This is a genomic window from Klebsiella sp. 141240 (assembly GCF_050600805.1).
Taxonomy (GTDB): domain Bacteria; phylum Pseudomonadota; class Gammaproteobacteria; order Enterobacterales; family Enterobacteriaceae; genus Klebsiella; species Klebsiella aerogenes.
In genome coordinates this window covers 342,500-369,428 of sequence record NZ_JAQIRK010000005.1, presented here as the reverse complement: position 1 = coordinate 369,428, position 26,929 = coordinate 342,500, and the positions used below count along the sequence as shown (strand labels likewise).

25 protein-coding genes and 2 tRNA genes are annotated in these 26,929 nt (G+C 52.3%); 20 read left to right on the top strand and 7 right to left on the bottom strand.

Translation table 11 applies throughout. The features are described 5' to 3' along the window. Positions 1–19 precede the first annotated feature (19 nt). Positions 20–2,122 (top strand): elongation factor G, encoded by a 2,103-nt coding sequence (gene fusA, locus PGQ95_RS12660; RefSeq protein ID WP_430918290.1) that lies wholly within the window; start codon positions 20–22, stop codon positions 2,120–2,122. A 38-nt stretch (positions 2,123–2,160) separates the two neighbouring features. Here the strand turns inward: fusA and sbcB are convergent, their stop codons facing one another. Continuing rightward, positions 2,161–3,585 (bottom strand): exodeoxyribonuclease I, encoded by a 1,425-nt coding sequence (sbcB, locus tag PGQ95_RS12655; protein ID WP_430918288.1) that lies wholly within the window; start codon positions 3,583–3,585, stop codon positions 2,161–2,163. A gap of 180 nt (positions 3,586–3,765) precedes the next feature. Here sbcB and dacD point away from each other — a divergent pair, with 180 nt between their 5' ends. From dacD to cobT, 7 genes are all read left to right on the top strand, one after another. Then, a complete protein-coding gene (gene dacD / locus PGQ95_RS12650) occupies positions 3,766–4,932 on the top strand; it encodes a serine-type D-Ala-D-Ala carboxypeptidase DacD (RefSeq protein ID WP_213316842.1) in 1,167 nt (388 codons plus the stop codon). A gap of 151 nt (positions 4,933–5,083) precedes the next feature. Then, a complete protein-coding gene (gene sbmC / locus PGQ95_RS12645; RefSeq protein ID WP_113373519.1) occupies positions 5,084–5,557 on the top strand; it encodes a DNA gyrase inhibitor SbmC in 474 nt (157 codons plus the stop codon). Positions 5,558–5,655: 98 nt separating this feature from the next. Continuing rightward, positions 5,656–6,714: an FUSC family protein gene (locus PGQ95_RS12640; RefSeq protein ID WP_113373700.1), complete on the top strand. Its 1,059-nt coding sequence runs from the start codon at positions 5,656–5,658 to the stop codon at positions 6,712–6,714. 168 nt (positions 6,715–6,882) lie between these two features. Continuing rightward, the gene (locus tag PGQ95_RS12635; RefSeq protein WP_015365834.1) at positions 6,883–7,206 is read left to right on the top strand and encodes a DUF496 family protein; all 324 of its coding nucleotides are present in this window, start codon (positions 6,883–6,885) and stop codon (positions 7,204–7,206) included. Positions 7,207–7,378: 172 nt separating this feature from the next. Then, the gene (gene cobU / locus PGQ95_RS12630; protein WP_308958549.1) at positions 7,379–7,921 is read left to right on the top strand and encodes a bifunctional adenosylcobinamide kinase/adenosylcobinamide-phosphate guanylyltransferase; all 543 of its coding nucleotides are present in this window, start codon (positions 7,379–7,381) and stop codon (positions 7,919–7,921) included. Then, on the top strand, positions 7,918–8,658 hold the full coding sequence (gene cobS / locus PGQ95_RS12625; RefSeq protein WP_430918285.1) for an adenosylcobinamide-GDP ribazoletransferase: 741 nt from the start codon (positions 7,918–7,920) through the stop codon (positions 8,656–8,658). Before cobU ends, cobS begins: the two co-directional genes overlap by 4 nt. Before the next feature lie 27 nt (positions 8,659–8,685). Further along, a complete protein-coding gene (gene cobT, locus PGQ95_RS12620) occupies positions 8,686–9,744 on the top strand; it encodes a nicotinate-nucleotide--dimethylbenzimidazole phosphoribosyltransferase (RefSeq protein WP_430918283.1) in 1,059 nt (352 codons plus the stop codon). A 38-nt stretch (positions 9,745–9,782) separates the two neighbouring features. On the opposite strand, the gene PGQ95_RS12615 is transcribed toward cobT, so the two are convergent. Next, on the bottom strand, positions 9,783–10,892 hold the full coding sequence (locus PGQ95_RS12615; protein ID WP_430918281.1) for an adenosylhomocysteinase: 1,110 nt from the start codon (positions 10,890–10,892) through the stop codon (positions 9,783–9,785). A 199-nt stretch (positions 10,893–11,091) separates the two neighbouring features. Here PGQ95_RS12615 and PGQ95_RS12610 point away from each other — a divergent pair, with 199 nt between their 5' ends. Further along, entirely contained in the window at positions 11,092–11,829 is a 738-nt protein-coding gene (locus PGQ95_RS12610) for an HPP family protein (RefSeq protein ID WP_213794502.1), read from the top strand. A 5-nt stretch (positions 11,830–11,834) separates the two neighbouring features. Here the strand turns inward: PGQ95_RS12610 and PGQ95_RS12605 are convergent, their stop codons facing one another. Together PGQ95_RS12605 and shiA are read right to left on the bottom strand one after the other, a co-directional pair. Then, positions 11,835–12,575, bottom strand: coding sequence for a lipoyl protein ligase domain-containing protein (locus PGQ95_RS12605; RefSeq protein ID WP_430918278.1), 741 nt, complete (start codon positions 12,573–12,575; stop codon positions 11,835–11,837). A 13-nt stretch (positions 12,576–12,588) separates the two neighbouring features. After that, positions 12,589–13,908 (bottom strand): shikimate transporter, encoded by a 1,320-nt coding sequence (shiA, locus tag PGQ95_RS12600; RefSeq protein ID WP_113373524.1) that lies wholly within the window; start codon positions 13,906–13,908, stop codon positions 12,589–12,591. 287 nt (positions 13,909–14,195) lie between these two features. Between shiA and PGQ95_RS12595 the strand changes: the two genes are divergently transcribed. The 4 genes from PGQ95_RS12595 (at position 14,196) to PGQ95_RS12580 (ending at position 17,515) form a co-directional block, all read left to right on the top strand. Further along, a complete protein-coding gene (locus PGQ95_RS12595) occupies positions 14,196–14,693 on the top strand; it encodes a molybdopterin-dependent oxidoreductase (protein WP_087860488.1) in 498 nt (165 codons plus the stop codon). A gap of 10 nt (positions 14,694–14,703) precedes the next feature. Continuing rightward, on the top strand, positions 14,704–16,620 hold the full coding sequence (locus PGQ95_RS12590; RefSeq protein ID WP_113373525.1) for a putative bifunctional diguanylate cyclase/phosphodiesterase: 1,917 nt from the start codon (positions 14,704–14,706) through the stop codon (positions 16,618–16,620). A 214-nt stretch (positions 16,621–16,834) separates the two neighbouring features. Further along, complete coding sequence (locus PGQ95_RS12585) at positions 16,835–17,167, top strand: DUF1971 domain-containing protein (RefSeq protein WP_087860660.1); 333 nt, start codon at positions 16,835–16,837, stop codon at positions 17,165–17,167. 9 nt (positions 17,168–17,176) lie between these two features. Next, a complete protein-coding gene (locus PGQ95_RS12580; protein ID WP_113373526.1) occupies positions 17,177–17,515 on the top strand; it encodes a DUF1869 domain-containing protein in 339 nt (112 codons plus the stop codon). Between the two features lie 47 nt (positions 17,516–17,562). Here the strand turns inward: PGQ95_RS12580 and PGQ95_RS12575 are convergent, their stop codons facing one another. Further along, the gene (locus PGQ95_RS12575; protein ID WP_430918275.1) at positions 17,563–18,453 is read right to left on the bottom strand and encodes a LysR substrate-binding domain-containing protein; all 891 of its coding nucleotides are present in this window, start codon (positions 18,451–18,453) and stop codon (positions 17,563–17,565) included. Positions 18,454–18,584: 131 nt separating this feature from the next. Here PGQ95_RS12575 and PGQ95_RS12570 point away from each other — a divergent pair, with 131 nt between their 5' ends. The 4 genes from PGQ95_RS12570 (at position 18,585) to PGQ95_RS12555 (ending at position 23,431) form a co-directional block, all read left to right on the top strand. Then, positions 18,585–19,157 (top strand): hypothetical protein, encoded by a 573-nt coding sequence (locus PGQ95_RS12570; protein WP_395226382.1) that lies wholly within the window; start codon positions 18,585–18,587, stop codon positions 19,155–19,157. 271 nt (positions 19,158–19,428) lie between these two features. Continuing rightward, the gene (locus PGQ95_RS12565; RefSeq protein ID WP_430918273.1) at positions 19,429–20,439 is read left to right on the top strand and encodes a LacI family DNA-binding transcriptional regulator; all 1,011 of its coding nucleotides are present in this window, start codon (positions 19,429–19,431) and stop codon (positions 20,437–20,439) included. A gap of 94 nt (positions 20,440–20,533) precedes the next feature. Continuing rightward, positions 20,534–21,967 (top strand): glycoside-pentoside-hexuronide (GPH):cation symporter, encoded by a 1,434-nt coding sequence (locus tag PGQ95_RS12560; protein ID WP_113373529.1) that lies wholly within the window; start codon positions 20,534–20,536, stop codon positions 21,965–21,967. A 108-nt stretch (positions 21,968–22,075) separates the two neighbouring features. Beyond that, a complete protein-coding gene (locus PGQ95_RS12555; RefSeq protein ID WP_430918270.1) occupies positions 22,076–23,431 on the top strand; it encodes a right-handed parallel beta-helix repeat-containing protein in 1,356 nt (451 codons plus the stop codon). A gap of 43 nt (positions 23,432–23,474) precedes the next feature. Here the strand turns inward: PGQ95_RS12555 and PGQ95_RS12550 are convergent. Then, a tRNA-Asn gene (locus tag PGQ95_RS12550) sits at positions 23,475–23,550 on the bottom strand. A 5-nt stretch (positions 23,551–23,555) separates the two neighbouring features. Between PGQ95_RS12550 and PGQ95_RS12545 the strand changes: the two genes are divergently transcribed. From PGQ95_RS12545 to PGQ95_RS12535, 3 genes are all read left to right on the top strand, one after another. After that, positions 23,556–23,648 carry a DUF5951 family protein gene (locus PGQ95_RS12545; protein WP_373431808.1) on the top strand — a complete coding sequence of 31 codons (93 nt, stop codon included), beginning with the start codon at positions 23,556–23,558 and terminating at the stop codon, positions 23,646–23,648. A gap of 95 nt (positions 23,649–23,743) precedes the next feature. After that, entirely contained in the window at positions 23,744–25,183 is a 1,440-nt protein-coding gene (locus PGQ95_RS12540; protein WP_183269053.1) for an EmmdR/YeeO family multidrug/toxin efflux MATE transporter, read from the top strand. A gap of 123 nt (positions 25,184–25,306) precedes the next feature. Beyond that, positions 25,307–25,382 (top strand) — tRNA-Asn (locus PGQ95_RS12535). 92 nt (positions 25,383–25,474) lie between these two features. On the opposite strand, the gene PGQ95_RS12530 is transcribed toward PGQ95_RS12535, so the two are convergent. Continuing rightward, positions 25,475–26,929 (bottom strand): AMP nucleosidase, encoded by a 1,455-nt coding sequence (locus PGQ95_RS12530; protein WP_015365878.1) that lies wholly within the window; start codon positions 26,927–26,929, stop codon positions 25,475–25,477.

Here is a 26,929-nt window from a genome sequence, read left to right as displayed (position 1 = left end):
AAATGACTAAGGACGCATCATGCCCCGACCCATCCCCCTCGAACGTTATCGCAACATCGGTATCTCCGCGCATATCGATGCCGGCAAAACCACCACCACCGAGCGCATTCTGTTTTACACCGGGATGAGCCATAAGCTGGGTGAAGTACACGATGGCGCGGCAACTACCGACTGGATGGCGCAGGAGCAGGAGCGTGGGATTACCATTACTTCCGCAGCGGTAAGCTGCTTCTGGCCCGGGATGGACCGCAGCTTTGAACCCCATCGTATCAATATCATTGATACCCCGGGGCACGTGGACTTTACCATCGAAGTAGAACGCTCGATGCGCGTGCTGGACGGCGCGGTGATGGTCTATGACTCGGTCGGCGGCGTACAGCCGCAGTCAGAGACCGTCTGGCGGCAGGCCAACAAGTATCACGTTCCGCGACTGGCGTTCGTTAACAAAATGGACCGCCCGGGCGCCGATTTCTTCCGCGTGGTGCAAATGATGATCGATCGCCTGAAGGCCAACCCGGTCCCCATTGTGATCCCTATTGGCGCCGAAGAGCATTTCACCGGCGTCGTTGACCTGATAAAGATGCGGGCCATTCTGTGGGATGATGCCACGCAGGGGATGACGTTCAGCTATGCGCCTGTGCCGGATGACCTGGTGGCACAGGCCCGGCAGTGGCGGGAAAAAATGGTTTCGGCCGCGGCGGAAGCCAGTGATGAGCTGATGGATAAGTATCTCGAAAGCGGCGAACTGAGCGAAGCGGAAATTGTGGCCGGGCTACGTAAACGCACGGTCGACGGCGAAATCCAGCCGGTGCTCTGCGGCAGCGCCTTTAAAAATAAAGGCGTGCAGCGGATGCTCGATGCGGTCGTTGAGTTAATGCCGTCGCCGCTGGATATTCCGGCGATTCAGGGCATTGATGAGAAGGGGCAACCGGCGGAACGTCACCCGAGCGACGATGAGCCGCTGTCGGCGCTGGCATTTAAACTCATGACCGATCCCTACGTCGGCCAGTTGACCTTTATTCGCGTCTATTCCGGAACGTTGAAAAAAGGCGATGCGGTCTTTAACCCGGTGAAGGGCAAGAAAGAGCGTATCGGGCGCATCGTGCTGATGCATGCCAACGATCGCCACGAAGTCGACGAGCTGCATGCCGGTGATATTGCCGCCTGCGTGGGTTTAAAAGATGTCACGACGGGTGATACGCTGTGCGATCCGGATGCGGTCATCACTCTCGAGCGTATGGAGTTCCCAGAACCGGTTATTTCGCTGGCGATTGAACCGAAGACCAAGGCCGATCAGGAGAAAATGGGCATTGCGCTACAGCGGTTGGCTTCCGAGGATCCGTCCTTCCGCCTGCATACCGATGAAGAGTCCGGGCAGACGATTATCTCCGGGATGGGGGAGTTGCATCTGGAGATTATCGTCGACCGTATGAAACGCGAGTTTGGCGTTGAGGCAAATATTGGCCGTCCGCAGGTTACCTATCGGGAAACCATCCGTAAAACGGTGAAGGATGTGGAAGGGAAATTTGTGCGGCAGTCCGGCGGTAAGGGGCAGTATGGGCACGTCGTGCTGACCCTGGAGCCACTGGCTGCGGGTAGCGGCTTTGTGTTTGAAGATGCCACCAAAGGCGGGGTGGTACCGCGTGAATACATCCCTTCTGTGGAAAAAGGGCTGCGTGAAGCGATGGGCGCCGGCGTGCTGGCGGGCTATCCGGTTGTCGACGTCAAAGCGACTCTGACGTTTGGTTCGTATCATGACGTCGATTCATCCGAGATGGCCTTCCGTATGGCGGCGATTTTTGGCTTTAAGGAAGGGGCGCGAAAAGCGGACCCGGTGATCCTGGAGCCGGTGATGCACGTCGAAGTGGAGACGCCGGAAGATTACGCCGGCAATATTATGGGCGATCTCTCTTCCCGTCGCGGAATGGTGCAGGGGATGGAGGAGCGTTTCGGTAGCCAGATTATTCGTGCCGATGTGCCGCTGGCCGAAATGTTCGGTTATTCCACCACGCTGCGCTCGATGTCGCAGGGCCGCGCGACCTATAGCATGGAGTTCCATCATTACGCGGAAGCGCCGCGTAACGTGGCCGACGACATCATCGCCAGCCGCGCGAAAAGTTAAGTCAGTACTCCCGGGCTACGGTGAAGGCCTGGCCCGGGTTAAACGATTTCCTGCGCATATTGCCACAGCGCCTTCAACAGGGCCTGTTTTTCACTATCGTCTGCATACTGTTGATACATCACCTGCAGTTCATCGGCGTAGGCCTGCAAAAATTCCGGCGTAAAGACGTTACGGCGGTGCTCTAACCAGCGCTGCTGTTCGTTTTCATCAAGCGTACCGGGGAAGTTACGCGCGCGGTAGTTAAATAGCAGGCGTTCAATGCGTTTATCAGCAAAGGTAATATCCAGCGCCGGCAGATTACGGGGTTCGGTTTCCAGCACAATCTTCATCGCCGCACGATCGGCATCGCTAAAGAATCCGTTGTACAGTTGGGCGTCAACATTATCCGATGGCACGAACGGCTCGGCTTCGGCATACAGGGCCACCACTTTCTCACGAACCTGCGGATTTGCGCGCAGCAGTTGGGCGTTCTCCAGGCAGCGCTGAATATTGATACCTAAACGGTCGGCATCCTGCGGGCGTAACGTATTGGCTTGCGCCAGCACCGGGCATTTATTTAAATGAACGAGCTTAATCGGCACTGCCGGTAAATCGCCGAGTTCGTCTTTCGGGGTGTACAAACGCTCGCGCAGAGTATCAGCCTCAAGCTCCAGTAGCGGTGACATATCCCCCGCCAGATCAACCATTATCATCGCATTGCGGTTATCCGGATGCCAGGCCAGCGGCGCGACCAGACTGGTGTTGCCGCGGGCGGCGCCGAACATCCCGGAAACGTGGACCAGTGGTTTCAACTGCGGCACGTCAATCAACGTCGCCAGCTTGCGTTTATTACGATGACTGTACAGATATTCAAACAGGCGCGGCTGACGGGCCTTCACCAGTTTCGCCATCGCGATAGTGGCGTACACATCGGCCATTGCATCGTGGGCATTGCTATGCTCAATGCCATTCGCGACGGTCAGATGCTCAAGGCGGAAGCTTGGCAGACCCTCTTCATTTTCCGGCCAGTTGATACCTTCCGGGCGCAGGGCATAGCAGGCGCGCATCACATCCAGCAGGTCCCAGCGCGAATTATCATGCTGCCAGCTCCAGGCGTAAGGATCGTAAAAGTTGCGGTAAAAAATATTACGGCTGACTTCATCATCAAAGCGGACATTGTTGTAGCCGACGATACAGGTTTTCGGCACCGTGAACAGATCGTTGATGCGGCGGGCGAAAGCGGCCTCGTTGTCACCTTTGGCCAGCGCTTCCTGTGGCGTAATTCCGGTAATCATCACTGCCTGCGGTTGCGGCAGATAGTCGTCGGCAGGCTTGCAGTAGAAGACTTCCGGTTCGCCAATGACATTCAGATCGCTATCGGTGCGGATGGCGGCGAACTGCGCCGGCCGGTCGAGCGAAGGACTGGTACCGAAGGTTTCGTAGTCGTGGAATAAAAATCCAGGCTGATTGGCGCTGTCTTGCATAATCGATTCGTTATCCGTGGTGTAAGGCATTCCGTATGGTAAACGATTTGTAGAACCATCAGAAGGGTAACGGTCAGATGCATCTACTCTCATGTCATATTTTCTTGCAATTTAACCCTGATCTCTCAGGCGAACTTCCGTAAAAAGGACGGCGAATCTGTAAATCTTGAGGATATGCCGTTGAAAGGCCGTTTTTTATTTGCTGTAACTTTGCTCGCTTCGAGCGTTTCCTGCGCATTTGCTGCCGCTGATTTGCCCGTCACCGTGACGCCGCCTTCGATCCAGGCCGGTTCCTGGGTGCTGATGGACTACACTACCGGTCAAATCCTGACCGCCGGTAACGAACACCAACAGCGTAACCCCGCCAGCCTAACCAAACTGATGACCGGTTACGTCGTCGACCGGGCCATAGACAGCCATCGCATTACCTTTGATGATATGGTCACCGTCGGTAAGGATGCCTGGGCCAAGGGCAATCCGGTGTTTAACGGTTCTTCGCTGATGTTCCTTAAAGCGGGCGATCGGGTTAGCGTTCGCGATCTTAGCCGCGGGCTGATCGTCGATTCCGGTAATGACGCCTGCGTCGCGCTCGCTGACTATGTCGCCGGCGGCCAACCGCAATTTGTCGCGTTGATGAATAGCTACGTTGAAAAATTGCATTTGAAAGACACCCATTTTGAAACCGTCCACGGACTCGACGCGCCTGGCCAGCATAGCTCCGCCTATGATTTAGCGGTGTTGTCGCGGGCGATTATTCACGGCGAGCCGGATGTCTATCACATGTATAGCGAAAAAAGCCTGACGTGGAACGGTATCACCCAACAGAACCGTAACGGTTTGCTGTGGGACAAAACCATGAATGTCGATGGCCTGAAAACCGGCCATACCTCAGGAGCGGGCTTCAATCTTATTGCCTCGGCGGTCGATGGCCAGCGTCGTTTGATTGCCGTGGTGATGGGGGCCGATAGTCCAAAAGGGCGAGAAGAGCAGGCGGCTAAGCTGCTGCACTGGGGTCAACAGAACTTTGACACCGTGCAGGTGCTGCAAAAAGGTAAGCAGGTCGGCGTCGAACATATCTGGTATGGCGACAAAGAGCAGATCAAGCTCGGCACCGATCGGGACTTCTGGCTCGCGATCCCGAAATCAGAAGTTCCGCGTATCAAAGCAAAATATGTACTGGATACTAAGGATCTGGAAGCGCCGCTCGCCGCTAACCAACGCGTGGGCGAAATCTCGCTTTACGATGGCGACAAAGTGGTCGGGCATTGGCCGCTGGTGACCCTGGAAAGCGTCGGCAAGGGCGGGATGTTTTCCCGCCTGAGCGATTATCTGCATCACGGCATTTAATCTCGTTACCCTCTGGCCCGCCGCACTCCGCGGCGGGCTTCATTCATTTCGCGCTTGTGGCGACTCTGTGAATCCGCGCACATACTGTTGTTCAGCCGGCTGCTAAATTTAGTGTATATTTATACAGTATTTTATCAACACTGGAGGCGCTATGAACTACAGCATTCAATCTCTCTCTCCCCGCAAGATTGCCGGGTTTCATATGGTTGGCCCCTGGGAGCAGACCGTAAAACAGGGGTTTGAACAACTGGCGGCGTGGGTCAGTCACCACCAGGTGCCGGCGCAGGAGTGGGTCGCGGTTTATTACGATAACCCGCAGCAGGTACCGGCGGAAAAACTGCGTTGTGACACCGTTGTTACCGTGGCGGATGATTACGTCATCCCACCTAATAGCGAAGGGGTGATCCTCACCGCAATTGCCGGCGGCGACTACGCCTGCGCCAGCGCGCGGGTCATTAACCATGACTTCTCCACGCCCTGGCTGCAGTTTTTTGACAGCCTGCTGCAGAGCAGCGAGTTCGAAATCGCGGATAAGCCCTGTTTTGAAATTTATCTTAACGATGGCAACCAGGATGGTCACTGGGATATTGAGATGTATGTGGCGGTGAACCGTATCGGCTCGTAAGTCGTTATCCCTTATCTTGACAAGGTTTTTTACATTAGCGCAGTGCGCTCGTGAAAAAAGCGGCTACAATTGGCCTTTTCTGTTTGCCGGAGCAGGCCGTGCGCGCTGATAAATCACTTAAGCCATTTGAGATCCGTCTGTATCGTCATTACCGAATTGTGCACGGTATCCGCATCGCGCTGGCTTTTGTCCTGACCTTCCTGCTGGTGCGTCTGTTGAACGTGCCGGAGGGCACCTGGCCTCTGATCACCCTGGTGGTGGTGATGGGGCCTATCTCTTTCTGGGGCAATGTGGTGCCGCGGGCCTTCGAACGTATTGGCGGCACTATCCTCGGTTCGGTACTGGGGCTGGTGGCGCTCAAACTCGAACTTATCTCACTGCCAATCATGGTGCTGTGGTGCGCGGTGGCTATGTTCCTTTGCGGCTGGTTGGCGCTCGGCAAGCGGCCCTACCAGGCGCTGCTGATCGGTATTACGCTGGCGGTGGTGGTGGGCGCGCCGCCGGGTGATATGAACACCGCGCTGTGGCGAAGCGGCGATGTCATCTTCGGCTCACTGTTGGCGATGCTGTTTACCGGTATCTGGCCGCAGCGGGCGTTTTTGCACTGGCGCATCCAGATGGCGAATTACGTCACAACGTTTAATCGGCTGTATCAGGCCGGTTTTTCGCCGAATCTGGTTGAGCGCCCGCGGCTGGAAAAACATCTTCAGAAAGCGCTCAATGACGTGGTGAAAATGCGTGGGTTGATAACCCCGGCCAGCAAAGAAACGCATATTCAGAAAGCAATCTTCGAAGCCATTCAGACCGTCAGCCGTAATCTGGTATGCATGCTGGAACTGCAAATCAACGCTTATTGGGCCTCTCGTCAGGGCCATTTTGTGATGCTCAACGCCCAGACTTTGCGCGAAACCCAACGGATGACCCAGCAAACGTTGCTGACTATCGCCCATGCCCTGTATGAGGGAAACCCGCAGCCGGTACGCGCCAACACCGAGAAGCTCAACGAGATTGTGGTCGAGTTGCGACAGCTTATCAAAGAGCATCAGGGCGATAATCTGTCGGAAACGCCGATTCACGGCTATGTTTGGCTGACCATTGAGCTGGCGCGCCAGCTTGAGCTGCTGTCGCACCTTATTTGCCGCGCGCTGCGCAAATAAAAGACAGATACGTGCGCGAAGTGAACAGGTTGCTTCGATTCAGCAGCATTTAGGGTTATGATAAACGCAAAGGAAAAAACATTGTCATCAGCGACTGCTAGCAGTTATGTTAGCCCTATAGGGCAGTCGCTTTAGCGAATCCGAATCTCAAATATTAGGGGTGTAAAAATGGAAACAACTAAGCCTTCTTTCCAGGACGTTCTGGAGTTTGTTCGTCTGTTCCGTCGTAAGAACAAGCTGCAGCGTGAAATTCAGGACGTTGAGAAAAAGATCCGTGATAACCAGAAGCGTGTCCTGCTGCTGGACAACCTCAGCGACTACATCAAGCCGGGTATGAGCGTTGAAGCCATTCAGGGTATCATCGCCAGCATGAAAACCGATTATGAAGACCGCGTTGACGATTACATCATCAAAAACGCCGAGCTGTCGAAAGAGCGTCGCGACATCTCTAAAAAACTCAAAGTGATGGGTGAAGCCAAAGTCGGCGAATAAACCACTCATTAGTTCCGGCGGCATTGCTGGCCGCCGGGCTTTTCCGTCTTCCTGCCTTAAACCTCCGTATAAGCATCGCCCTTTAAGCCGACAGTTTGTTATACTGCCGCCGTGAACTTATTGATACCGGAAGGGTTTATCACATGCTGTCCCAGATTCAGGTACCGCCGCGATGATACTGATTACCGGCGGCGCGCGTAGCGGCAAAAGCCGTCACGCCGAATCTTTACTCCAATCCTGCACGTCGGTGCTCTATATCGCCACTTCAGCCGTTATTGACGATGAAATGGCCGCACGCATTCAACATCACCGCAATAGCCGACCGCCGCACTGGCGTACAGCGGAGCGCAGCCGTGACCTGACGCCACTCATTACCCCCGATAACGCACCCGATGAAGCTATTTTGCTTGAGTGCGTCACTACACTGGTCACCAATATTCTGTTCGCTGAAGGTGGGGAAACGGATCCTGATGAATGGGATTACGCTGCGTTGGAAAGGATAGTCACGCAAGAAATCACTCAGCTGATTGCTGCCTGCCGTGCCTGCCCGTCGCCGGTGCTGCTGGTCACCAATGAGGTGGGGTTGGGAATCGTGCCGGACAACCGGCTGGCGCGGCATTTTCGCGATATTGCCGGGCGTGTGAATCAGATGCTGGCCGCGGCTGCCGATGAGGTGTGGCTGGTTGTTTCAGGGATAGGAGTCAAAATCAAATGATTAAATCGTTCTTTGCCACGCTTTCCTTTATGAGCCGCATACCGGTTCCGGCCCGCTGGTCGCAGGGGCTGGAAATCGATCAATATGAGCGCGGGATCGTGACTTTCCCACTGGTGGGGTTACTACTTGGCGCGATTGCCGGGCTGGTGATGCTGGCGCTTCATGCCTGGTGCGGCCTGCCGTTGGCCGCGCTGTTCGCCGTACTGGCGCTGGCGCTGCTGACCGGGGGTTTTCATCTTGATGGCCTGGCGGATACCTGCGATGGGATCTTCTCAGCCCGTCGCCGCGAGCGGATGCTGGAGATCATGCGTGATAGTCGGCTGGGGACGCACGGCGGGCTGGCGCTGATCTTTGTGCTGGTGGCAAAGGTATTGGTCATTAGCGAACTGGCGCTGCGCGGTACCTCGATGCTGGCGGCGCTGGCTGCCGCCTGCGCTGTGGCGCGTGGGATGTCGGTGCTGCTAATGTACCGCCAGCGTTATGCCCGGGAGCAGGGGCTTGGTAACGTATTTATTGGCAAGGTGACTTTCCGGCAGACCGTCATTACCCTGGCGCTATCCTTGGCGCTGGCAACGCTGCTGCTGGGCGTGCAGGGCCTGCTGGCTTCGGTTATAACGCTGCTGGTGGTATCGGCGCTTGGTCAGGCGCTGAAGCGCACGCTGGGCGGGCAAACCGGCGATACGCTGGGAGCGGCCATTGAACTGGGCGAAGTTATCTTTTTACTGGCGTTGCTATAGAGCACACACCGCGCTGACAGGAAGCATATGGATACAATAAGTGAATGGTTAGCGGCCATCCCGCGGCCGGACGAAAGCGCGATGTCGCGGGCTCGTCAGCATATTGACGGCTTGTTGAAACCGCCCGGCAGCCTGGGGCGTCTGGAATCGCTGGCGATTCAGTTAGCCGGTATGCCGGGGCTACAGGGCGCATTACGTTTTCCACGCAAAACTATCGTGGTCATGTGCGCCGACCACGGCGTCTGGCATGAAGGTGTTACCGTCTCGCCACAGGCGGTGACCGCGATTCAGGCGGTCAATATGACCCGTAAGAATACCGGCGTTTGCGTGCTGGCAGCGCAGGCGGGGGCTGATGTTCAGGTGATTGACGTCGGGATTGACGCCGAACCAATCCCTGGTCTGGTGAATATGAAAGTGGCGCGCGGTAGCGGTAATATTGCCTGTACCGCGGCGATGAGCCGGGAGCAGGCTGAAACGCTGCTGCTGGCGAGCATGCGCTACACCCGCCAGCTTGCGGAGCAGGGCGTGCGTCTGTTCGGCGTAGGCGAATTAGGAATGGCTAACACGACCCCCGCTGCGGCAGTAGTCAGCGTGCTGACCGATCATGATGCCGGTGATGTTGTGGGCATCGGCGCGAACCTTCCAATATCGCAGCTGGCGCACAAGGCGGAAGTGGTACGCCGGGCGATAGCGGTCAACCAGCCTTCACCCGAAGATGGCCTCGACGTGCTGGCAAAAGTGGGCGGTTTTGACTTGCTCGGGATGGCCGGGGTCATGCTGGGCGCCGCTTCCTGCGGATTGCCGGTAATACTCGATGGCTTTTTATCGTACGCGTCGGCACTGGCGGCCTGCCGGATCGCGCCACAGTTGCATCCGTACCTGATTCCGTCGCATCTGTCGGCGGAGAAGGGGGCACGTATTGCGCTGGAGCACCTGCAGTTGCAACCTTATCTGGAGATGGGCATGCGCTTAGGCGAGGGCAGCGGCGCGGCATTAGCCATGCATCTGGTGGAGGCGGCAGGAGCGATGTTCAACGACATGGGGACGCTGGCTGAGAGCAATATCGTGCTGCCGGAAAACCGTTAACCGGCTTCGGGGCGCCGACCGGCCCCCCGAAAGAGTGCTTACAGCGCCTGCTGCCACACGCTTTGCGGCAGCAGATAAACATCCGCTTTAGCCTGCATACCGTCGGTAACGATATGACGAATGCCGCTGGCCATCACCGCAAGGGTGACATCAAACGCATTCAGGCTATCGCCAAAACCGGCGGTAAGGTTGAGCATTGAGCCATCGGCCATCAGATAGATTGTTTTCCCCGGCATCCGATAAGCGTTGATATAGGGCATAACCTCTTCATGCGGGAACTGGCGCAGGTGTTCGCAATCAATCTCTTCCGCCACGTGTCCGACGTTGAGAATAAACACGCGATCTTTAGCGCTATCCAGCGCCAGGCTGTTGACCACTTTCTTGCCGCCGGTGGCGGTGGCGACGACATCGGCTGATGCGATTGCATCCTGTAAATCTACGACATGCCAGCCGTCATAAGCGGCCTGTAAACGGCGCGCCGGATCGATTTCCGCCACCATAACCTGGCCGCCGAAGGCTTTTGCCGCCGCGGCAACGCCTTGCCCGACCAGACCGTAGCCGATCACCAGTACTTTTTTCTCATGTAGGGTAAGGTGAGTGGTCTGGAAGAAAGTGTGCCAGGCCGTCAGGCCGACCATATGGCGGTTATGTAGCCCTTCTTTGACCGGCAGATCATCCCAGTTAAAGATAGGGTAGCCGGGGCGAATATCACCGAGGCGATTGACGCCGGAGCCGGTGGCTTCAAGGCCGGCGACGACATTGCCGAACTCGCCGCGCTGGTGGAGCAGGGTGGTAATATCCGCGCCCATCTCGCACAGATGGGTTGGTTGCCAGGCGATGGCTTTTTCCCATGATTGTTGCCAGTCGGCGTCACTCATATTGCGCCAGGCGCAGGCTTCCGCGCCGCGCTCCACCAGCCAGGAGACAACCTCATCCTGCACGGTGGTTGGATTACAGGTGGTCAAAAATACTTTCGCCCCTTTCTCAAGGAGCCCCTGCACCAGCGGGATCATTTTCATATCGAGATGCATACAGCAGGCCAAGCGCACTTCGCTGAGGTCGGGAAGGGCCGCCACCTGACGCAGGGTACGCGGCATATTCTGGCTGGCCCATGCCACTTCTTTCGTTAAATTTGTCTTATTATTCACCGTATTGTGACCTTTAATCCGTAGAGTGGGTTTAACCCCAGTGGGGAAGATGATTCTAACGCAGCGCGTAAAAATCACATAACCCACACTGCCCGGTAAAGTTGCAAATAATAGGCATCATAAATACATGGTTGTTAATGAATGGTTAAATAAAGACAATGAAACATCATTTATTCCTATGATGTGAGCGATTCGTTCGATGTTACGCGTTTTACAGCGCCCGCTATTTTCCCGCGCGCGTATTTTTCTCGGCCGTTTAAAACCTCATGCCTTACCCGTTGCTAAAAAGCATATTTTATTGGGCTCAATCGGCGCCGGAACGGGACTTGCGGTGACCAGTATGTTCAGCCACTGGCTGCTGGGCGAGGTGAATCTGTGGTTTATTGCGCCGATGGGGGCCTCGGCGGTATTGCTATTCGGCGTGCCCAGCAGCCCGCTTGCTCAACCCTGGTCTATCGTTGGCGGCAACGTGCTTTCGGCGCTGATCGGCGTCACTGTCGGACTGTTGGTGCCGGATACGGCAATCGCCTGCGGCCTGGCGGCGGCACTGGCGATTGCCGGGATGTACTTTTTGCGTTGTCTGCATCCACCTGGCGGCGCGGTGGCGCTCACGGCCATTCTTGGCGGCGCCGGCGTACACAGTGAAGGCTACCAGTTTGTGCTGACGCCGGTATTATTGAACTCCATGATGCTGGCGCTGCTGGCGATTGTCTTCAACAATCTGGTCGGGCGCCGCTATCCGCATCCGCTGGCGGCGGAAGAGGTGAAGCCGAATGTAGTGCCGATGGGGATTGCAGTCACTCGCGAAGATATTCACGCCGCGCTGATGGAAGGGCAGTTCCTTGATATCGGCGAGGACGATGTGCAGGAACTACTGGAGAATATTGAACAGCAGGCCCGGCTGCGTCTCGCCGTCGGTCAAAAAGCGCGCCAGTGATGCTATTAAGGCACCCGTTGCAATGCCTTAGCTAGCGCCAGCCTGAATCGCTCGATGAGGTCGGGTTCACCGGGCAATAATTCGGCGAGCGTAATCGTTTTGTCCGCGCGGTAGACCTTACCGCTGCCGAGCAGCGCCTCAATATCATTGGCCGCCTGATGTGCGGCCTGCAGATCGGCATCCAGTAATATCACGGCGTGAGCCAGGACTATGTGCCCCTGGCTGTCGGCTATGGGCCGCCAGTATTGAGCGGTACCGGCAATCTTGCGGGCGTCTTCCCCCTCGCCGCAGGCGAGGTTATAGCGCCCGTCGCAGAAAGAACCGCTGACGGCCTGAAAATGGCTTTCGACGCCAAGGGTCGCCAGCGTGCGTTGCAATATTCCACACAACAACAGATAGATAGGTTCGGCGGCTTCGCCTAACGGCTGGGTTACCGGCCAGGCAAGACTCAGGTTGAGGATCCCCGGCCCCTGCGGCACCAGCCCACCGCCGGAGCGACGCATCCACACCGGCCAGCCGCGGGCGGCAAAGGATTTACTGACGGCGGCCAGATTGGCGAATTTCCGGTAACTGCCGGGCACCACGAACCCTTGCGGCGCCTGCCAGAGCTGAGCGACGGCTTCACCTCGGCGCGCGCGCTCGAACAGAGGCAGTTCGGCAAGCGTGGGATCATCGCAGCGGACAATCGGTAATTCGTCGGCGTTGAACCCGGCAGGCCAGCAGTCTGTGTTCTGTTGTGTTATCACGAAGCCTCCCTTGTTATGTCGGATGGCGGTTTTTCATCAACATCGCCGTGACGGCAGAGATCAAGCAGCCGACAGTCAGATAAATCGCCACGCTGTGCCACGAGCCGCCAGAGAAGGTGACCAGCGCGGCGGCGATAAATGGCGTAAAACCGCCGCCGACCACGCTGGCCACCTGGTATCCGACGCCTGCGCCGCTGTAGCGATAGCTGGCGCCAAACATTTCGGTAAACATCGGTTGCTGCACGCAAACCACCATATCATGGGCGATGTTGGCCAGCATCAGGGCAAAAAATAGGATCCAGAACAGCGAGTGCTGCTCCAGCGCCATAAAGAAGGGGAAGCCGCTTAATGTTCCGATCAGCGCCCCGGTAATATAGATACGTCGGCGGCCAAACCTATCCGCCAGCCACGCAAAGCAGGGAATGGTAAAACAGCTAATGCCGCCCACCAGCAACCCAATATTGAGGAACAGTTCACGCGGCAGGCCGAGGTTTTGTGTCGAGTAGTTGAGGGCGAATGCGGTCACGATATACATCGTTAACAGTTCACACAGGCGCAGGGCGATGATTAATAAGAAGGCACCCGGATGGCGTACCAACGCTTCCAGTACCGGCAGGCGTTTTTTCACCGCGGCGGGTGTTTTCTGCACCTGCTGCTCAAACTCTGCCGACTCGGCCATGCCGTTGCGGATCCACAATGCCGCCAGTACCAGCACTACGCTAAACAGGAACGGCAGGCGCCAGCCCCAGCTAAGGAACTGCTCATCGGTGGTGAAACTGCTGATAAGCGATACCAGCCCAGTAGAGAGTAGCAGCCCGACGCCGTAACCCACCTGCACGCCGCTGCTATAGAACGCTTTTTTGTTTTTCGGCGCGCTTTCAACCGACAGCAACGCCGCGCCGCCCCATTCGCCGCCGACGGCGAAGCCCTGTACTGCGCGCAAAATCACCAGCAAAACCGGCGCCCACCAGCCAATCTGGTTAAAGGAAGGCAGGAGCCCGATACAGGCGGTGGCGATCCCCATCATCCACACGGTCATCATCAGCATGCGCTTACGACCTAAGCGGTCGCCGAAATGGCCGAAGATCACGCCGCCGAGCGGGCGGAAGAGGAAGCCGACGCCGAAGGTCGCGAAGGCTGCCAGCGTGCCCATTGCCGGGCCAATTTGTGGGAAAAATTCGCGGTTGAACACCAGTGCGGCGGTAATGCCGTACAGCAGAAAATCGTACCAGTCGACGACGGCGCCGGCAAAGCTGCCCCATGCCGCACGACGAGCGCGATGAAGAGAGGCGACCCCGTTGCCGGAGTCGGGAGAAATAAGCGTTGAGTCCATGCCTGTCCTGTTTGTTGCTAACTTGTTATTATTTGAATGAGACGCTTTCTTATCTACGCGCCGTTAGGGAGATTACCGCGCATAAGCGCAACTGAAAAGTTTTTTACCTGCCGGAAAGACAATAAAGTAAAAAATGTCTAAATCGAACATTTAATTTTCACCACTGGCGTGGGTTAACTGTTGACCATTACTGCTATTTTATTTTTGTTGCCCCATTGGGACGGCTTTTAAGAATTCACGTAAATGGTTTACAATTACTATCTCCAACGCTGGATATGGTGGGTGATATGCGTCTAATTTTTGCAGTTTTATTTTATGTTTTAGTTTTACCTAATGCTTTCGCAGAAAAACTGCCTGCGCCAACGGGCAAACCCGTTTTAACCATTTCAGGAAAGATTACCAATACAAACGAAGGCGATACTGCCGTATTTGACGTCGCCGCGTTAGAAAAGTTGGGCAATGAGACAGTGATCACAACCACTCCCTGGTATTCAGGAAAAGTGCGCTTTGATGGTATTTCACTTAGCAAACTTATGGACTTAGTGGGTGCGCAAGGTAAGACGGCGAAGGTGATGGCCCTTAACGATTATACGACCGAGGTGCCGGTGGATGATTTTCATAAATTCCCGGTGATCCTCGCGCTGAAGATGAATGGTGAATATATGCGCATTCGTGACAAAGGGCCCCTTTTTATTGTTTATCCCTACGATAGTAGCGCGGAGTTACAGAACCAAATCTATTATTCCCGCTCGGCATGGCAGGTTTCAAAGATTATAATTGAGTAAGGCTCTGATCTTGAATCGAATACTCACTGCCATTATTTTGTCGCTTTTTATCGTCACCGGATACATTACCTATCTGGTGCATGAGCGGCAGAGTGAGCTGCAAAAATTAACACGTTATACCGACTCGTGGTCTGTGTCCCAGATGGTCTCTGAATACATGCGTCTGGAGGCTCGTTTAAGCGCCCTGGCGCTGAACGTGAAGGGGACCGACCGCGATGAGGTACGCCTGCGCCTGGAAATAATGATGAGCCAGATTGAATTGCTGCAGCAGGGCGATCTTGGTCAGTTCATCAGAAAAAGCGAGCAGCGGCAGGCGACGGTCACCAGTCTGATTCAGATCCTCGATCAACTCGACAGGCAACTGGATTCCATGACGCCTGAGCAGATGATGACTCTGCTATACACGATGAGTAAGTTGGATGGCCCAATGACCTCACTGGCCTCCATGACCCTGGCGCAGGACTTTGATGTCGTTAATCTTACGCATGATAAGATTCAGCATCTCTATTACATCTATTCGGTGATTTCAATCTTGCTGATTACGATGTGTATCACTCTTGGCCTATTGATGCTTCGACAAAATAACAACTTGCGTCGCGCTCATGTACGCATGAAGCTGTTAGCTAATGATTTACAGCTGTCGAAAGAGAAACTTCAGGTACAGAACCGTCGTTTGCAATATGACGCTTATCACGATTCGTTAACAGGTATGCCTAATCGCCTCTCTTTCTGGCAGAGGCTACAGGAAGTGGTTAATCACGTGAAGCCTTATAATGGTTGCGCAGTGGTTATGTTGTTTGACCTCGATAATTTTAAAGATGTTAATGATACCTTAGGACATGATGCCGGCGATAAGTTGCTTCAGGAGCTCGCCAGCCGTCTGTCGTTCTTTCGTAAAACATCAGAGACGCTGTACCGCCTTGGTGGCGATGAGTTTGCTCTGGTATCGCAGGATCTGAGCGAAGAAATGGCGCTGGAGCGGGCGGATGTGATCCGCGAAAAAATCAGCCAACCGTACTATATCTACGATTCGTTAATTAACATTGGCGCTTGCATCGGCATCGTTATCTCCGATGGTGAAAGTCGTACTGATTACTTATACAAATGTGCCGATTTAGCGTTGTATGAAGCGAAAAAGTCGGGCGCGGGCAACGTGGAGATTTTTCGTCCCGGAATGTTACAACGTTTACAGGAAAACAAATCCTTTGAGGACGATCTGCTACATGCACTCGAAAACGACCAGTTCAAGGTTTACTACCAGCCGATCGCCGACACGGTGTCGCGTGAAATCTACGGTTACGAAGCGTTGGTGCGCTGGTTTCATCCACTGCGCGGCATGGTGCCGCCTACAGAATTTATCCCAGTGGCGGAGAAAACCGGCCTGATTAACCCACTTGGCGAGTGGGTGCTGAAGACCGCCTGCGAGGAGGCGGCCCGCTGGGAGCAACCGCTGAAGGTTTCGGTAAACGTCTCACCGATTCAACTTATCAATACCTCACTCACAGACACGGTGGCGGCGGTGCTAAAGAAGACCGGTCTCGACCCGCGGCGCCTTGATCTTGAGATTACGGAATCTGATGTATTTAACGAGAATACGCGCTCGCTGGAGATCCTCAGCCAGTTGCGCGAGCAGGGGATTCAGATCTCAATTGACGATTTTGGTACCGGCTATTCGTCATTGTCGCGGCTGAGTTATTTCCCTTTTGATAAGATCAAAATTGACCGCTCGTTTGTGGTCAATATACCTATGCAAAAAGATGACCTCGATATCGTGCGCCTGATCATCAGTATGGGGAAAAGTTTACATATGCGCATTGTCGCCGAAGGTGTTGAAACTGAGGAACAGTTAACTTCGCTGCAACAATTAGGTTGCGATCTCGTTCAGGGATATTTAATCGGGAAGCCGGGGCTTTTAAATAACAACTGAAAAAAGATAATCTTCGGTCTTTAAACTGTCGCCTGTGAACTATCACAGGCGCTTTTTTATATTTTAAATAAAGCTAATCCGTAATGGGTATAAATAGTGGTAGATAAAATAGGATCAAAAAAATAATACCCTTAGCAATTAAAAGGGGTATATTATATGCAATATATCGTTTCATTCGCGGCGCTATTTCACGGCGCGGAAAGAGAGGCAAATCATGCAGCGAATCATTATACCTACCCATTATGTTCAGACCCGCTCCACCCCCATGTGGACCAAGGAGACCGCGCCCGCGTCCATCTGGAAGCGCCATCTTGATGCCGGTACGCGACAGGGCGTCTATCCGCGTTTATCGGTGATGCAGGGTGCAATACGCTATTATGGTTATGCCGATGAAACGAGCCCAGACCCTGTTGAAACGATGACTATTGAAGCGGGGCAGTTTGGTGTCTTCCCTGCGGAAAAATGGCACTGCATTGAGGCATTAACTGACGATACCGTATTTAATGTCGATTTTTACGTCGACCCTAAAATTCTGATTGAGGGATAAGCTGAGTCTATGAACAGTGAAAATAAAGGTTACTCATTAGCGATAACCAATAACAACAATAATGAAAAAAAAGAGAAAATTTATCTGAAGCCGATGGCGCTTTATGTCCCTGATATTGCGGTTCAGGCAGTAGCGGAATTGCTTCAGGATCTTTCTGCCGATAACGCACAGGGCAAAGGGTTCAGCCTGATGGTGACTAACAATAATAATGGTGTATCGGTAGATAAAGATTTTGCCTCAATCGAGGCGCTTCAGGATCCACTGCATGCCGCTGACGCGGTGAAAGAGCTCATCAATATTGTGCGCGGTTATGAATCTGACGAAGAGACTAACGTCTGCGGCTGGTAACACACCGTCTGGCAGATATCGTCCGATATCTGCCTCTTTCTCCGGTTTCAACTCATCGCTATCTGCTGCAGTAGCCAGTCCCGCAACGCGCTGATATCGTCGCGCTGTGCTAACTCTTGTGTCGCCACCAGATAATAGTTTGCTCCCGGTAAGGACATCTCAAATGGTGCCGCTAATACCCCGCGTTGCAACAGATCGCGCGCCAGCAGCTCGCTGGCAATCACTACGCCTTGTCCTGCTACCGCCGCCTGTAGCGCATGCGTCTCATCGCTGAAGGTTAACCCAGCATCGATATTCAGCTGCGGTGGCCCGTAGCGACGCTGCCAGTTTTCCCAGCCCGGAGAATCAGCCGGAACGTGACGATGTTCAACGTGGAACAGGGTTGCGTGATGCAAATCCTCCAGCCGTGTAATACCCAGCGTTGGGCTAGCGACGACGATAAAGCGGTCTTCATGTAGCAAGGTACAGTGCAGTTCGCGCTCCGGCGTTTCACGATAGCGAATCGCGACGTCAACGCTGCGCTGGTTGAGATCCACCCGCTCGACGCTGGTATGCAGCCGCAGGTCAATAGCGGGGAATTCCGCTTTAAATGCTGCCAGCCGTGGTACCAGCCAGTGAGTTAGAAAGTTGGAGGTGGTGGTGACGGTGAGTGACGGCGGCTGGTGTGAGCGAACAATTTGTATAGTCGCTTCTTCCAGCGCGCTAAAGGCGCGTTGAGTCCCTGCATAGAGAATTTCACCGCTGTCGGTAAGGCTGACTCCCAAGGCATTGCGTTCGCAGACGCGGCACTCCAGCACAGATTCCAGTAGTTTTATCTGGTGGCTCACTGCGGTAGCGCTCACCCCAAGCATATCGGCGGCGCGTTTAAAACTGCGACAGCGGGCAACGGCATGAAAGGCGCGTAGCGCGCCCAGCGGCGGGAGGCGGGTTTTTCTCATGGCTGAGTTTTTCTCATCTATTGCTGAAATTTATGCGTTTGCCGTACTTATTATACAGGGGATAGCCTACTGATATGTGAAATAGACACTGAATTAAATTCATCAGTGTTTGCGATTATCAGGAGTGAATAATGAATATCTACCGTAATCAGCGAGCTGGTGGGGCAACCACTTGCGAGGCCCCGCTCACGCAAACTATCGCGCTAAGTGGCGTATTCGCGGCGGGGGCGCTGCTATTGAGCGTTTCCTCCATGATTGGCACTCTCGGTACTCTGGCGTCGCTGCTGACGCTGACGGGAGCTTTTGCTGTTGGCTATGCAATCGCGCGTTGGCAGCCGTGGCCAGCGCATTATAGCGTTAGGGTATCGTGCTACGCCTTTGTGCTGTCCGCTATGGGCTGGTTAATGTTACTGGTGCTGTGGAATAGCGGACACGGTTGGCTATCTCAAATTCCGGGGATCGCCTTTGGTGGATTAGGTGTGGGTATTGTCTGGAAAAACAATGCTACAGCAAGATACTCGTCGGGCATGATGGCGAACATCCCGATGACAGCAGGTATCGTTATTATTATCCTGGCGACTCTGCTAACCAATCACTATGCGGATTCGGGAAAGGGAGGTTTTGTCTACGCACTGGCGGTCTTGGTAGATCTGGCATTGCTGGGAGCGGTGCTGGTGAAAATTAGGCAGCAGGAAATGTCGTAAATCGGCCCATTATTTACCATAGCAAATCCTACCTATCATCTACGCAAGCGTAACACCACGACGACTTTGGTTCTGGCGTGGTGCCCGTTATCCTCTGTTTGTCAGTGAATCCATTAAATATTAGTCGTGAACGCTTAGTTATTTTAGTGACAGCAGAATTGAGAGAAAAAGCGGGGATTTATGTAACGCGGCAACATGTGAAGTGGCTTACATTTTTGACTTCCATCACACTTTATAGTTACGTCATTCTTGGTCGACGCAGTTATTTACTATGGCATCCATTAAAGACGTAGCAATAAAAGCTGGAGTATCTACCGCTACGGTCTCACGCGTGCTGAATAATCATCCCAGCGTGGCGCCAGAAACTCGCAAAGCAGTTCGTGAGGCAATGGATTTCTTATGCTATGTGCCTAGCAAGAGTGCGTTTCAATTGAGTGGGAAATGTTCTGGGCTGATTGCAGTTGTTCTGCCAAACCTTGTCAACCCACATTTTTGTGAACTGCTGGCGACATTTGAAGAAGAGGCAAGATACATCGGTAAAACGGTTATCGTCAAAACTCATCAGAATCAACCGCAGCTAGATAAGCAAATAATATATACGCTTATTAGTATGGGTATTGACAGTTTGCTATGGGTGCCAACAGAAGCCGAAAGCGAACTTGCAGAATGGCTCATCGCGACTAATATCCCCGTTGCAGTGGTTACGCTGGTATCGCGATTTTTCAATTCTGTTTCTATCGATCAAAGTAAAGGGGCGGAAGTTATAGCCGAGCATTTTATTCAGACCGGTCATACCACGTTTGGATTTGTAGCGCAGGAAGGCGCGGATAACCGAAAGGTTTTTTCATGGGCAAAACGAATTACCGCTCAGGGATTGACTATAGATAAAGAGAATCTGTTTTGGATAGCGAAAGGCGAGGGTGAGAAAACATCAGGGCATATTAGTATACTCGATGATATTATTGTCAGGCTAGCCGAGAGAATAAATCATTGTTCATCTCTCTGGGTCTATAACGATGTGGCTGCTAGTTATATTATTGATGGCTTGAAAGAAAAAGGAATATCTGTGCCTAAAGATATTGCCATCGCTAGTTTTGATAATACTTTACTGGCACAAACTAAAAAAATTACTAGTGTGGCGCAACCGATAAGTGAAATCGCCCATCTGGCATTTCAAATGATTAACAACGAAACAAAACAAGAAAGTATTGAAATGCACGAAATTGTCTCTCGTTTAATTATACGGGAGAGTAGCGTGAGTATTAATATTACTTTGCTTTAATCTACATACGCCATTATCAACTTATAAATATAAATTAACATTGGTTTACTAACCTCTGTTGAACACTTATGACTGTATACTCTAGAGGTCTTCTATGTCTGCAAACTCAATCGAAAGGCAAGGTGTTTACGGCAAACTGCGTTTAAAAGAAAAAATTGGTTATGGAATGGGAGATGCTGGTTCTTGTATGATTTGGAGTGTACTGGCGTTATATCTAACATGGTTCTACACGGATGTTTATGGTTTAGCTCCCGGTGTTGTCGGTACCTTGTTTCTGGTCATTCGTATTTTTGATGCCTTTAGTGACCCGGTTATGGGGGCGATTTGCGATCGTACTCGTAGCCGATGGGGTAAATTCCGACCATGGTTATTATGGATGGCATTGCCATTTGGTTTGGGAGCAGTACTAATGTTCACAACGCCCGATTTAAGCATGAATGGAAAAATTGTTTATGCCTGGGTGACATATCTGGTTATGTCATTAATCTATACTGCTATCAATATTCCATATTGCTCAGTAGCCGGTGTGATCACGCTAAATCAGAAAGAGCGTTTAGGCTGTTTGTCATGGCGATTTTTCCTCAATGGATTGGCGACGCTAATAGTCTCCTCTTCAATTTTACCCTTAACAGACTGGTTAGGTAACGGTAACAGAGCGGCTGGTTTTCAGTTGACTATGGTAATCATGGGAGGTGCTGCGACACTAATGTTCTTCTTTTGTTTTGCCAGTATCAAAGAACGTGTTACTGCAATTAAAGTTAATGACTCTTTAATAAATGATCTAAAAGATATCATCAAAAACGATCAATGGTTATTGATGATTTTTATTACTTTCCTTAATGTTTTTCCGGCATTTATTCGTGGTGCAGTGACTATTTATTATGCTACCTATGTTATGCAAGCCTCCGTCGGATTTACTACGTTTTTTTTGGCTCTTGGCGTTGCATGTAACATGCTAGGTAGTGTTATAGCGAAACCACTCACCGATCGTTTTGATAAAATTAAGCTGTTCCGTTCGATTAATATCGTTCTTGGCTTCCTTTCTTTAGCTCTATGGTTTGTCGATCCCAGGTCTTTGCTACCACTACTTACACTTTTTATCATCATTAACATCCTGCATTTGATTCAATCAGGGCCAATATTATGGGCCATGATGTCCGACGTTGATGACTACGGAGACTGGAAATACGGTAAACGCCTTACCGGTATTTCATTTGCTGGTAATTTGTTTATGTTAAAAATGGGTTTGGCAGTTGCTGGTGCGATTGTTGCGTGGATATTATCATTGACGGGTTACATCGCTAATAAACCTCAACAAAACACAGAGACTATCGAAGGTATCATTATTATGTTTTCTTTACTGCCAATGATTACCTATTTTATTAGCGCATTCGTAGTTAGATACTTTAAATTGAATAACCACTTTCTTGAACAAATTAAAGTGGAACTCGCTAAGCGTGAACTCAATAACGGTTCTTCACCGCATCATGACATCGAGCGAGATAGGACCGCAGTGGTTAATCATTAGTTAAAATTATCCTGAAAGAAATTAGGGGTATTATTAATTATTATAATATTCAGAGGTCAATAGAACCGTAATATCTACCTATCCTAATAATGTAGAGGAAAATAACGCATGTCGAGTGAAAATTATTATGATGTAACAGAGTGGAGTGAAGGTAATCCTTTTGAAGATATCGGTTTAGTGATTAATAGTATTATTGCCGATATTAAAAATCGGCAAACAGACACAGATGTAAATGATGGTGGAAAACCGGGGGCTGTTATCTATATCCCGCCTGGAGACTATCATTTGCTCACTCAGGTAGTAATAGACATCAGTTACTTGAAAGTTAAAGGAGACGGACATGGGTTTACCTCTTCAAGTATCCGTTTTAATACTCCGGAAAGTGATTGGGCAAGCTGGCATGAATTGTGGCCAGGCGGTAGTCGTATACTTGTTGATATAACACCATCATCTACGACTCCGGAAGCGGAAGGGGCGGCTTTTTATATTGAGCGTAGCGGTGACCCAAGAATAAGCTCAGTTGAGTTCGCGGATTTTTGCATTGATGGGTTACATTTTGTGGATGACGGTTCGGGAAGTAACGATCCTGAAAACACCTATCTCAATGGTAAAACGGGTATTTATATTGCCAGTGCGCAGGACTCATTCCGCATTAGTGGAATGGGATTCGTATATCTTGAACACGGCATCACTATATATAATGCCGATGCATTGGCGATACATAATAACTTTATTGCTGAGTGCGGTAATTGTATAGAACTCCGTGGGTCGGGACAGGCTTCAAAAATAACCGATAATTTGATAGGTGCCGGTTATAGAGGATATTCCATTTATGCAGAGAACTTTGGTGGCCTTCTGGTTACAGCAAACAACATTTTTCCCCGCGGTAAAAGCAGTATTCACTTTTCTGGTGTCCTTCGTTCTGCAGTTAGCAGTAACAGATTTCATTCATTCTATCCAGGGATGCTGGTTTTTGAGAATAGCTGTTCAGAAAACCTGGTGACGGCAAACCACTTTTTCCGTGAACATGAACCTTGGGAACCTATGCAGTCGTATAGTAATGGTTTAGATGACTTGTATGGGTTGCTATATATAGAAGGTGAGAATAATTCGATTATTGCTAACCATATTTCTGAATCGATTGATAAACAGTATATCGTTCCTGCTGGCGCGACACCTGTCATAATACGGTTGGCATCAGGAGATAGTAACTATATTTCTGACAATCATATTGTTGCTACCACCGATACATCATTGTTAAAAGGTCATGCAGAATCTTGTTTCTCTGCACAAGTTAGAGCGCTGCTGGCATTAGAGGGGTTGGAAGTTCTCGACGTGACGACCGTACAGGTCGACGCAGCATCTCAACGTAATACCATACTTGATTCCGGAAGCGACGATCAGGTTGTGCTTGATAAAGCGATCAATGCGTTTAGAGCGACGCCGGTACCCAGTTTGTCATAATAGAAAAGCAAAAAGCCTGCTCGTAAGCAGGCTTTTCTAAATCTGGCTCCTCTGACTGGACTCGAACCAGTGACATACGGATTAACAGTCCGCCGTTCTACCGACTGAACTACAGAGGAATCGTGTGGAGTGGTATCTTAGCGGCGAAAAAATTTTTGTCAAATATCAATTCAGTTGTGGCGAGCCGCTTGCTGCATCTATCGACAATTTGTCGTAATTGCCAACAAATTACCAGGAAAAATACTTTGCAGGATTAGCAGTTCTCAATCATCATTTGAAATGTTGTTTCAACTCTTCTCACTAAGGTCTCCCTTGAACGTCACTTCAGCAGTACGCCAGGCCGTAGCGCGCACGTCCTGGTTTAAAAAACGCAAGAGCTATCGGGTGCTCTACTGGCGTGAAATTAGTCCCCTTGCCGTACCGATCCTGTTGGAAAATGCCTGCGTGTTGTTGATGGGGGTTCTGAGTACTTTCCTTGTTAGCTGGCTCGGTAAAGAAGCGATGGCCGGGGTGGGCTTAGCCGATAGCTTTAATATGGTCATTATGTCGTTTTTTGCCGCGATTGACCTGGGCACCACCGTGGTGGTGGCCTTCAGCCTCGGTAAACGCGATAGAAAGCGGGCGAGGGCGGCCGCGCGTCAATCGCTGGCGATCATGACCTTGTTCTCGATCGTGCTGGCGGCAATTATTCACGCCTTTGGTGAGCAGATTATCGATATCGTTGCCGGCGACGCCACGGTTCAGGTTAAGGCACTGGCCCTAACCTATCTTGAGCTGACAGTGCTGAGCTATCCGGCGGCGGCGATTGCCTTAATTGGTAGCGGCGCGCTTCGCGGCGCGGGGACCACCAAAATCCCGCTGTTAATTAACGGTGGGATGAATATTCTCAATATTATTATCAGCAGTATCCTGATTTACGGCCTCTTCTCCTGGCCGGGGCTTGGCTTTGTCGGCGCCGGGCTGGGGCTGACTATTGCCCGCTATATTGGCGCATTGGCAACCATCTGGGTCCTGATGACAGGCTTTAACCCGGCGCTGCGCATTTCGCTGAAGAGCTACTTTAAGCCGTTTAACTTTGCCATTATCTGGGAGGTGATGGGCATTGGCATCCCGGCGAGCATCGAATCGGTACTGTTTAATGGCGGCAAGCTGCTGACGCAGATGTTTGTTGCCGGGATGGGGACCAACGTCATCGCCGGGAACTTTATTGCCTTCTCGGTGGCTTCGTTAATTAACCTGCCGGGTAACGCGTTGGGTTCGGCCTCAACTATTATTACCGGAAAACGACTGGGGAAAGGGCAGGTCGGCCAGGCGGAACGTCAGGCCTGGTTTGTGTTCTGGCTGTCGACTATTATCCTGACGCTTATTGCCTGGGGCACCGCACCGTTCGCCGGCTTGATCGCTTCGTTCTACACCAGCGAAGAAGACGTAAAAGTGGTGGTTAAAGAGTTATTGTGGCTCAATGCCCTGTTTATGCCAATTTGGTCGCTTTCCTGGACCTTGCCCTGTGCCTTTAAAGGCGCACGCGACGTGCGTTACACCATGTGGGTTTCGATGCTGGGTATGTGGGGCTGCCGGGTGGTTGCTGGCTATACGCTGGGGATCATGCTGGGCATGGGCGTCATCGGCGTCTGGCTGGGTATGGTGCTTGACTGGGCGGTGCGCGGCCTGTTGTTCTATCGCCGAATGATCACCGGGCGTTGGCTGTGGAAGTACCCGCGATTAAAGGCTCGGCTGGAAGAAAAGTCATGAATACCCTGAAAAAGTGTTACTTTTTAGTCGAAGTGAAGAATAAATCGGCAAACGGTCGTTATTATTAAAAACATCTTTGACATGGCTGAGCGTGGTCGTTAGTATTCGCCCCGTTCACACGATTCCTCTGTAGTTCAGTCGGTAGAACGGCGGACTGTTAATCCGTATGTCACTGGTTCGAGTCCAGTCAGAGGAGCCAAATTTAAAAAGCCTGCTTTCGAGCAGGCTTTTTGCTTTTCTGTATCCGTACAATTTTGCCCTACGCAAATAGCGCGCAGGGCTTGCCCGGGATTAACGGAACGGTGGTTCGTTGAAGGTACGCAGCTTGCGGGAGTGCATGTGGTCGCCCTCGGCGCGCAGCAGATCGATGGCGCGGATCCCTATCTGCAGATGCTCGGAAATCGCCCCTTCATAGAAGCGGTTCGCTTGTCCCGGCAGCTTGATTTCACCGTGCAGCGGTTTATCGGAGACGCACAGCAGCGTGCCGTAAGGTACGCGGAAACGATAGCCCTGTGCGGCAATAGTGGCGCTTTCCATATCGATGGCCACCGCACGGCTTAGGTTAAAGCGCAACGCCGAGGCGGAATAACGCAATTCCCAGTTGCGGTCATCGGTGGTCACCACCGTACCGGTACGCAGACGCTGTTTGACCTCTTCGCCCGGCATGCCGCTAACCTGTTTAGTGGCGTCATACAGCGCACGCTGCACTTCGGCGATACTCGGGATGGGAATATCCGGCGGTAGCACCGCATCCAGCACGTGGTCGTCACGTAAATAGGCATGCGCCAGTACATAGTCGCCTATCGACTGGCTTTCACGCAGGCCGCCACAGTGGCCAATCATCAGCCAGACGTCAGGGCGCAGCACCGCGAGATGATCGCAAATATTTTTGGCATTGGCCGGGCCGACGCCGATGTTGATCAACGTAATACCCTGACCGTCGTTAGTGATCAGGTGCCAGGCCGGCATCTGGTGCTTTTTCCACGCCAGATCGGAAATCGCCTCTTCCGGGGCCTCAGTGTCGGCGGTGATCCAAATCCCGCCTGCACAGGAGAGGGCAATGTACGGGCTATCCGGATCGAGGATCTGGCTACAGCCCCAGCTGACGAACTCATCGACGTAACGCGTGTAGTTGGTAAACAAGACATACGGCTGGAAGTGCTCAACCGGCGTGCCGGTGTAGTGCTTCAGGCGCGCAAGTGAAAAATCGACGCGGCGGGCGTCAAAATGCGACAGCGGATAATACTCGGTGGCGTGGAACAGGCCATCGGCGGTTTCATCGCCAATCTGCGACAGTTCGGTGGTCGGAAAATAACGCGTTAATCCGGCGCTCATCGAGCGATCCAGCGTCAGCGCAGAGCCATCAATCACGTAAGGGAAGGGAATTTCGTGCTGCGAATTGCCGACGCTAATATGCGCGCCGTAATCCTGATATAGCAGAGTTAATTGTTCCAGCAGATAAGCGCGAAAGAGTTTTGGATTGGTTATGGTGGTGGTGTAGCAGCCTGCATGGGTGAATCGCCCCCAGGCTCGGGTTTTTAAGGCTTTGTGCTCGGCGCCATCCCACGAGACAGACAATTGAGGATAGACGAATAAGCCTTCAGCACGGGCTATTTCATCAGGAAGGATATTGTGGTGAATGTACTCGCCAATGGCCTTACGCAACGCGTTAACCGCTCTTTCATACTGCGCTTCCAACTGGGAAAGCGCCTGCTCCGGGGTCAGACTGACGGCCTTCTGGTTCAT

Bases quoted from the DNA above. Each gene is read 5' to 3' on its own strand.
- shiA (WP_113373524.1), bottom strand. From the start codon at position 13,908: ATGGACTCAACGCTTATTTCTCCCGACTCCGGCAACGGGGTCGCCTCT.
- sbmC (WP_113373519.1), top strand. From the start codon at position 5,084: ATGAACTACAGCATTCAATCTCTCTCTCCCCGCAAGATTGCCGGGTTT.
- cobS (WP_430918285.1), top strand. From the start codon at position 7,918: ATGATTAAATCGTTCTTTGCCACGCTTTCCTTTATGAGCCGCATACCG.
- PGQ95_RS12555 (WP_430918270.1), top strand. From the start codon at position 22,076: ATGTCGAGTGAAAATTATTATGATGTAACAGAGTGGAGTGAAGGTAAT.
- PGQ95_RS12610 (WP_213794502.1), top strand. From the start codon at position 11,092: ATGTTACGCGTTTTACAGCGCCCGCTATTTTCCCGCGCGCGTATTTTT.
- fusA (WP_430918290.1), top strand. From the start codon at position 20: ATGCCCCGACCCATCCCCCTCGAACGTTATCGCAACATCGGTATCTCC.
- PGQ95_RS12530 (WP_015365878.1), bottom strand. From the start codon at position 26,929: ATGAACCAGAAGGCCGTCAGTCTGACCCCGGAGCAGGCGCTTTCCCAG.
- PGQ95_RS12585 (WP_087860660.1), top strand. From the start codon at position 16,835: ATGCAGCGAATCATTATACCTACCCATTATGTTCAGACCCGCTCCACC.
- PGQ95_RS12560 (WP_113373529.1), top strand. From the start codon at position 20,534: ATGTCTGCAAACTCAATCGAAAGGCAAGGTGTTTACGGCAAACTGCGT.
- PGQ95_RS12565 (WP_430918273.1), top strand. From the start codon at position 19,429: ATGGCATCCATTAAAGACGTAGCAATAAAAGCTGGAGTATCTACCGCT.
- PGQ95_RS12580 (WP_113373526.1), top strand. From the start codon at position 17,177: ATGAACAGTGAAAATAAAGGTTACTCATTAGCGATAACCAATAACAAC.
- PGQ95_RS12570 (WP_395226382.1), top strand. From the start codon at position 18,585: ATGAATATCTACCGTAATCAGCGAGCTGGTGGGGCAACCACTTGCGAG.
- cobU (WP_308958549.1), top strand. From the start codon at position 7,379: ATGATACTGATTACCGGCGGCGCGCGTAGCGGCAAAAGCCGTCACGCC.
- cobT (WP_430918283.1), top strand. From the start codon at position 8,686: ATGGATACAATAAGTGAATGGTTAGCGGCCATCCCGCGGCCGGACGAA.
- PGQ95_RS12575 (WP_430918275.1), bottom strand. From the start codon at position 18,453: ATGAGAAAAACCCGCCTCCCGCCGCTGGGCGCGCTACGCGCCTTTCAT.
- PGQ95_RS12635 (WP_015365834.1), top strand. From the start codon at position 6,883: ATGGAAACAACTAAGCCTTCTTTCCAGGACGTTCTGGAGTTTGTTCGT.
- sbcB (WP_430918288.1), bottom strand. From the start codon at position 3,585: ATGCAAGACAGCGCCAATCAGCCTGGATTTTTATTCCACGACTACGAA.
- PGQ95_RS12595 (WP_087860488.1), top strand. From the start codon at position 14,196: ATGCGTCTAATTTTTGCAGTTTTATTTTATGTTTTAGTTTTACCTAAT.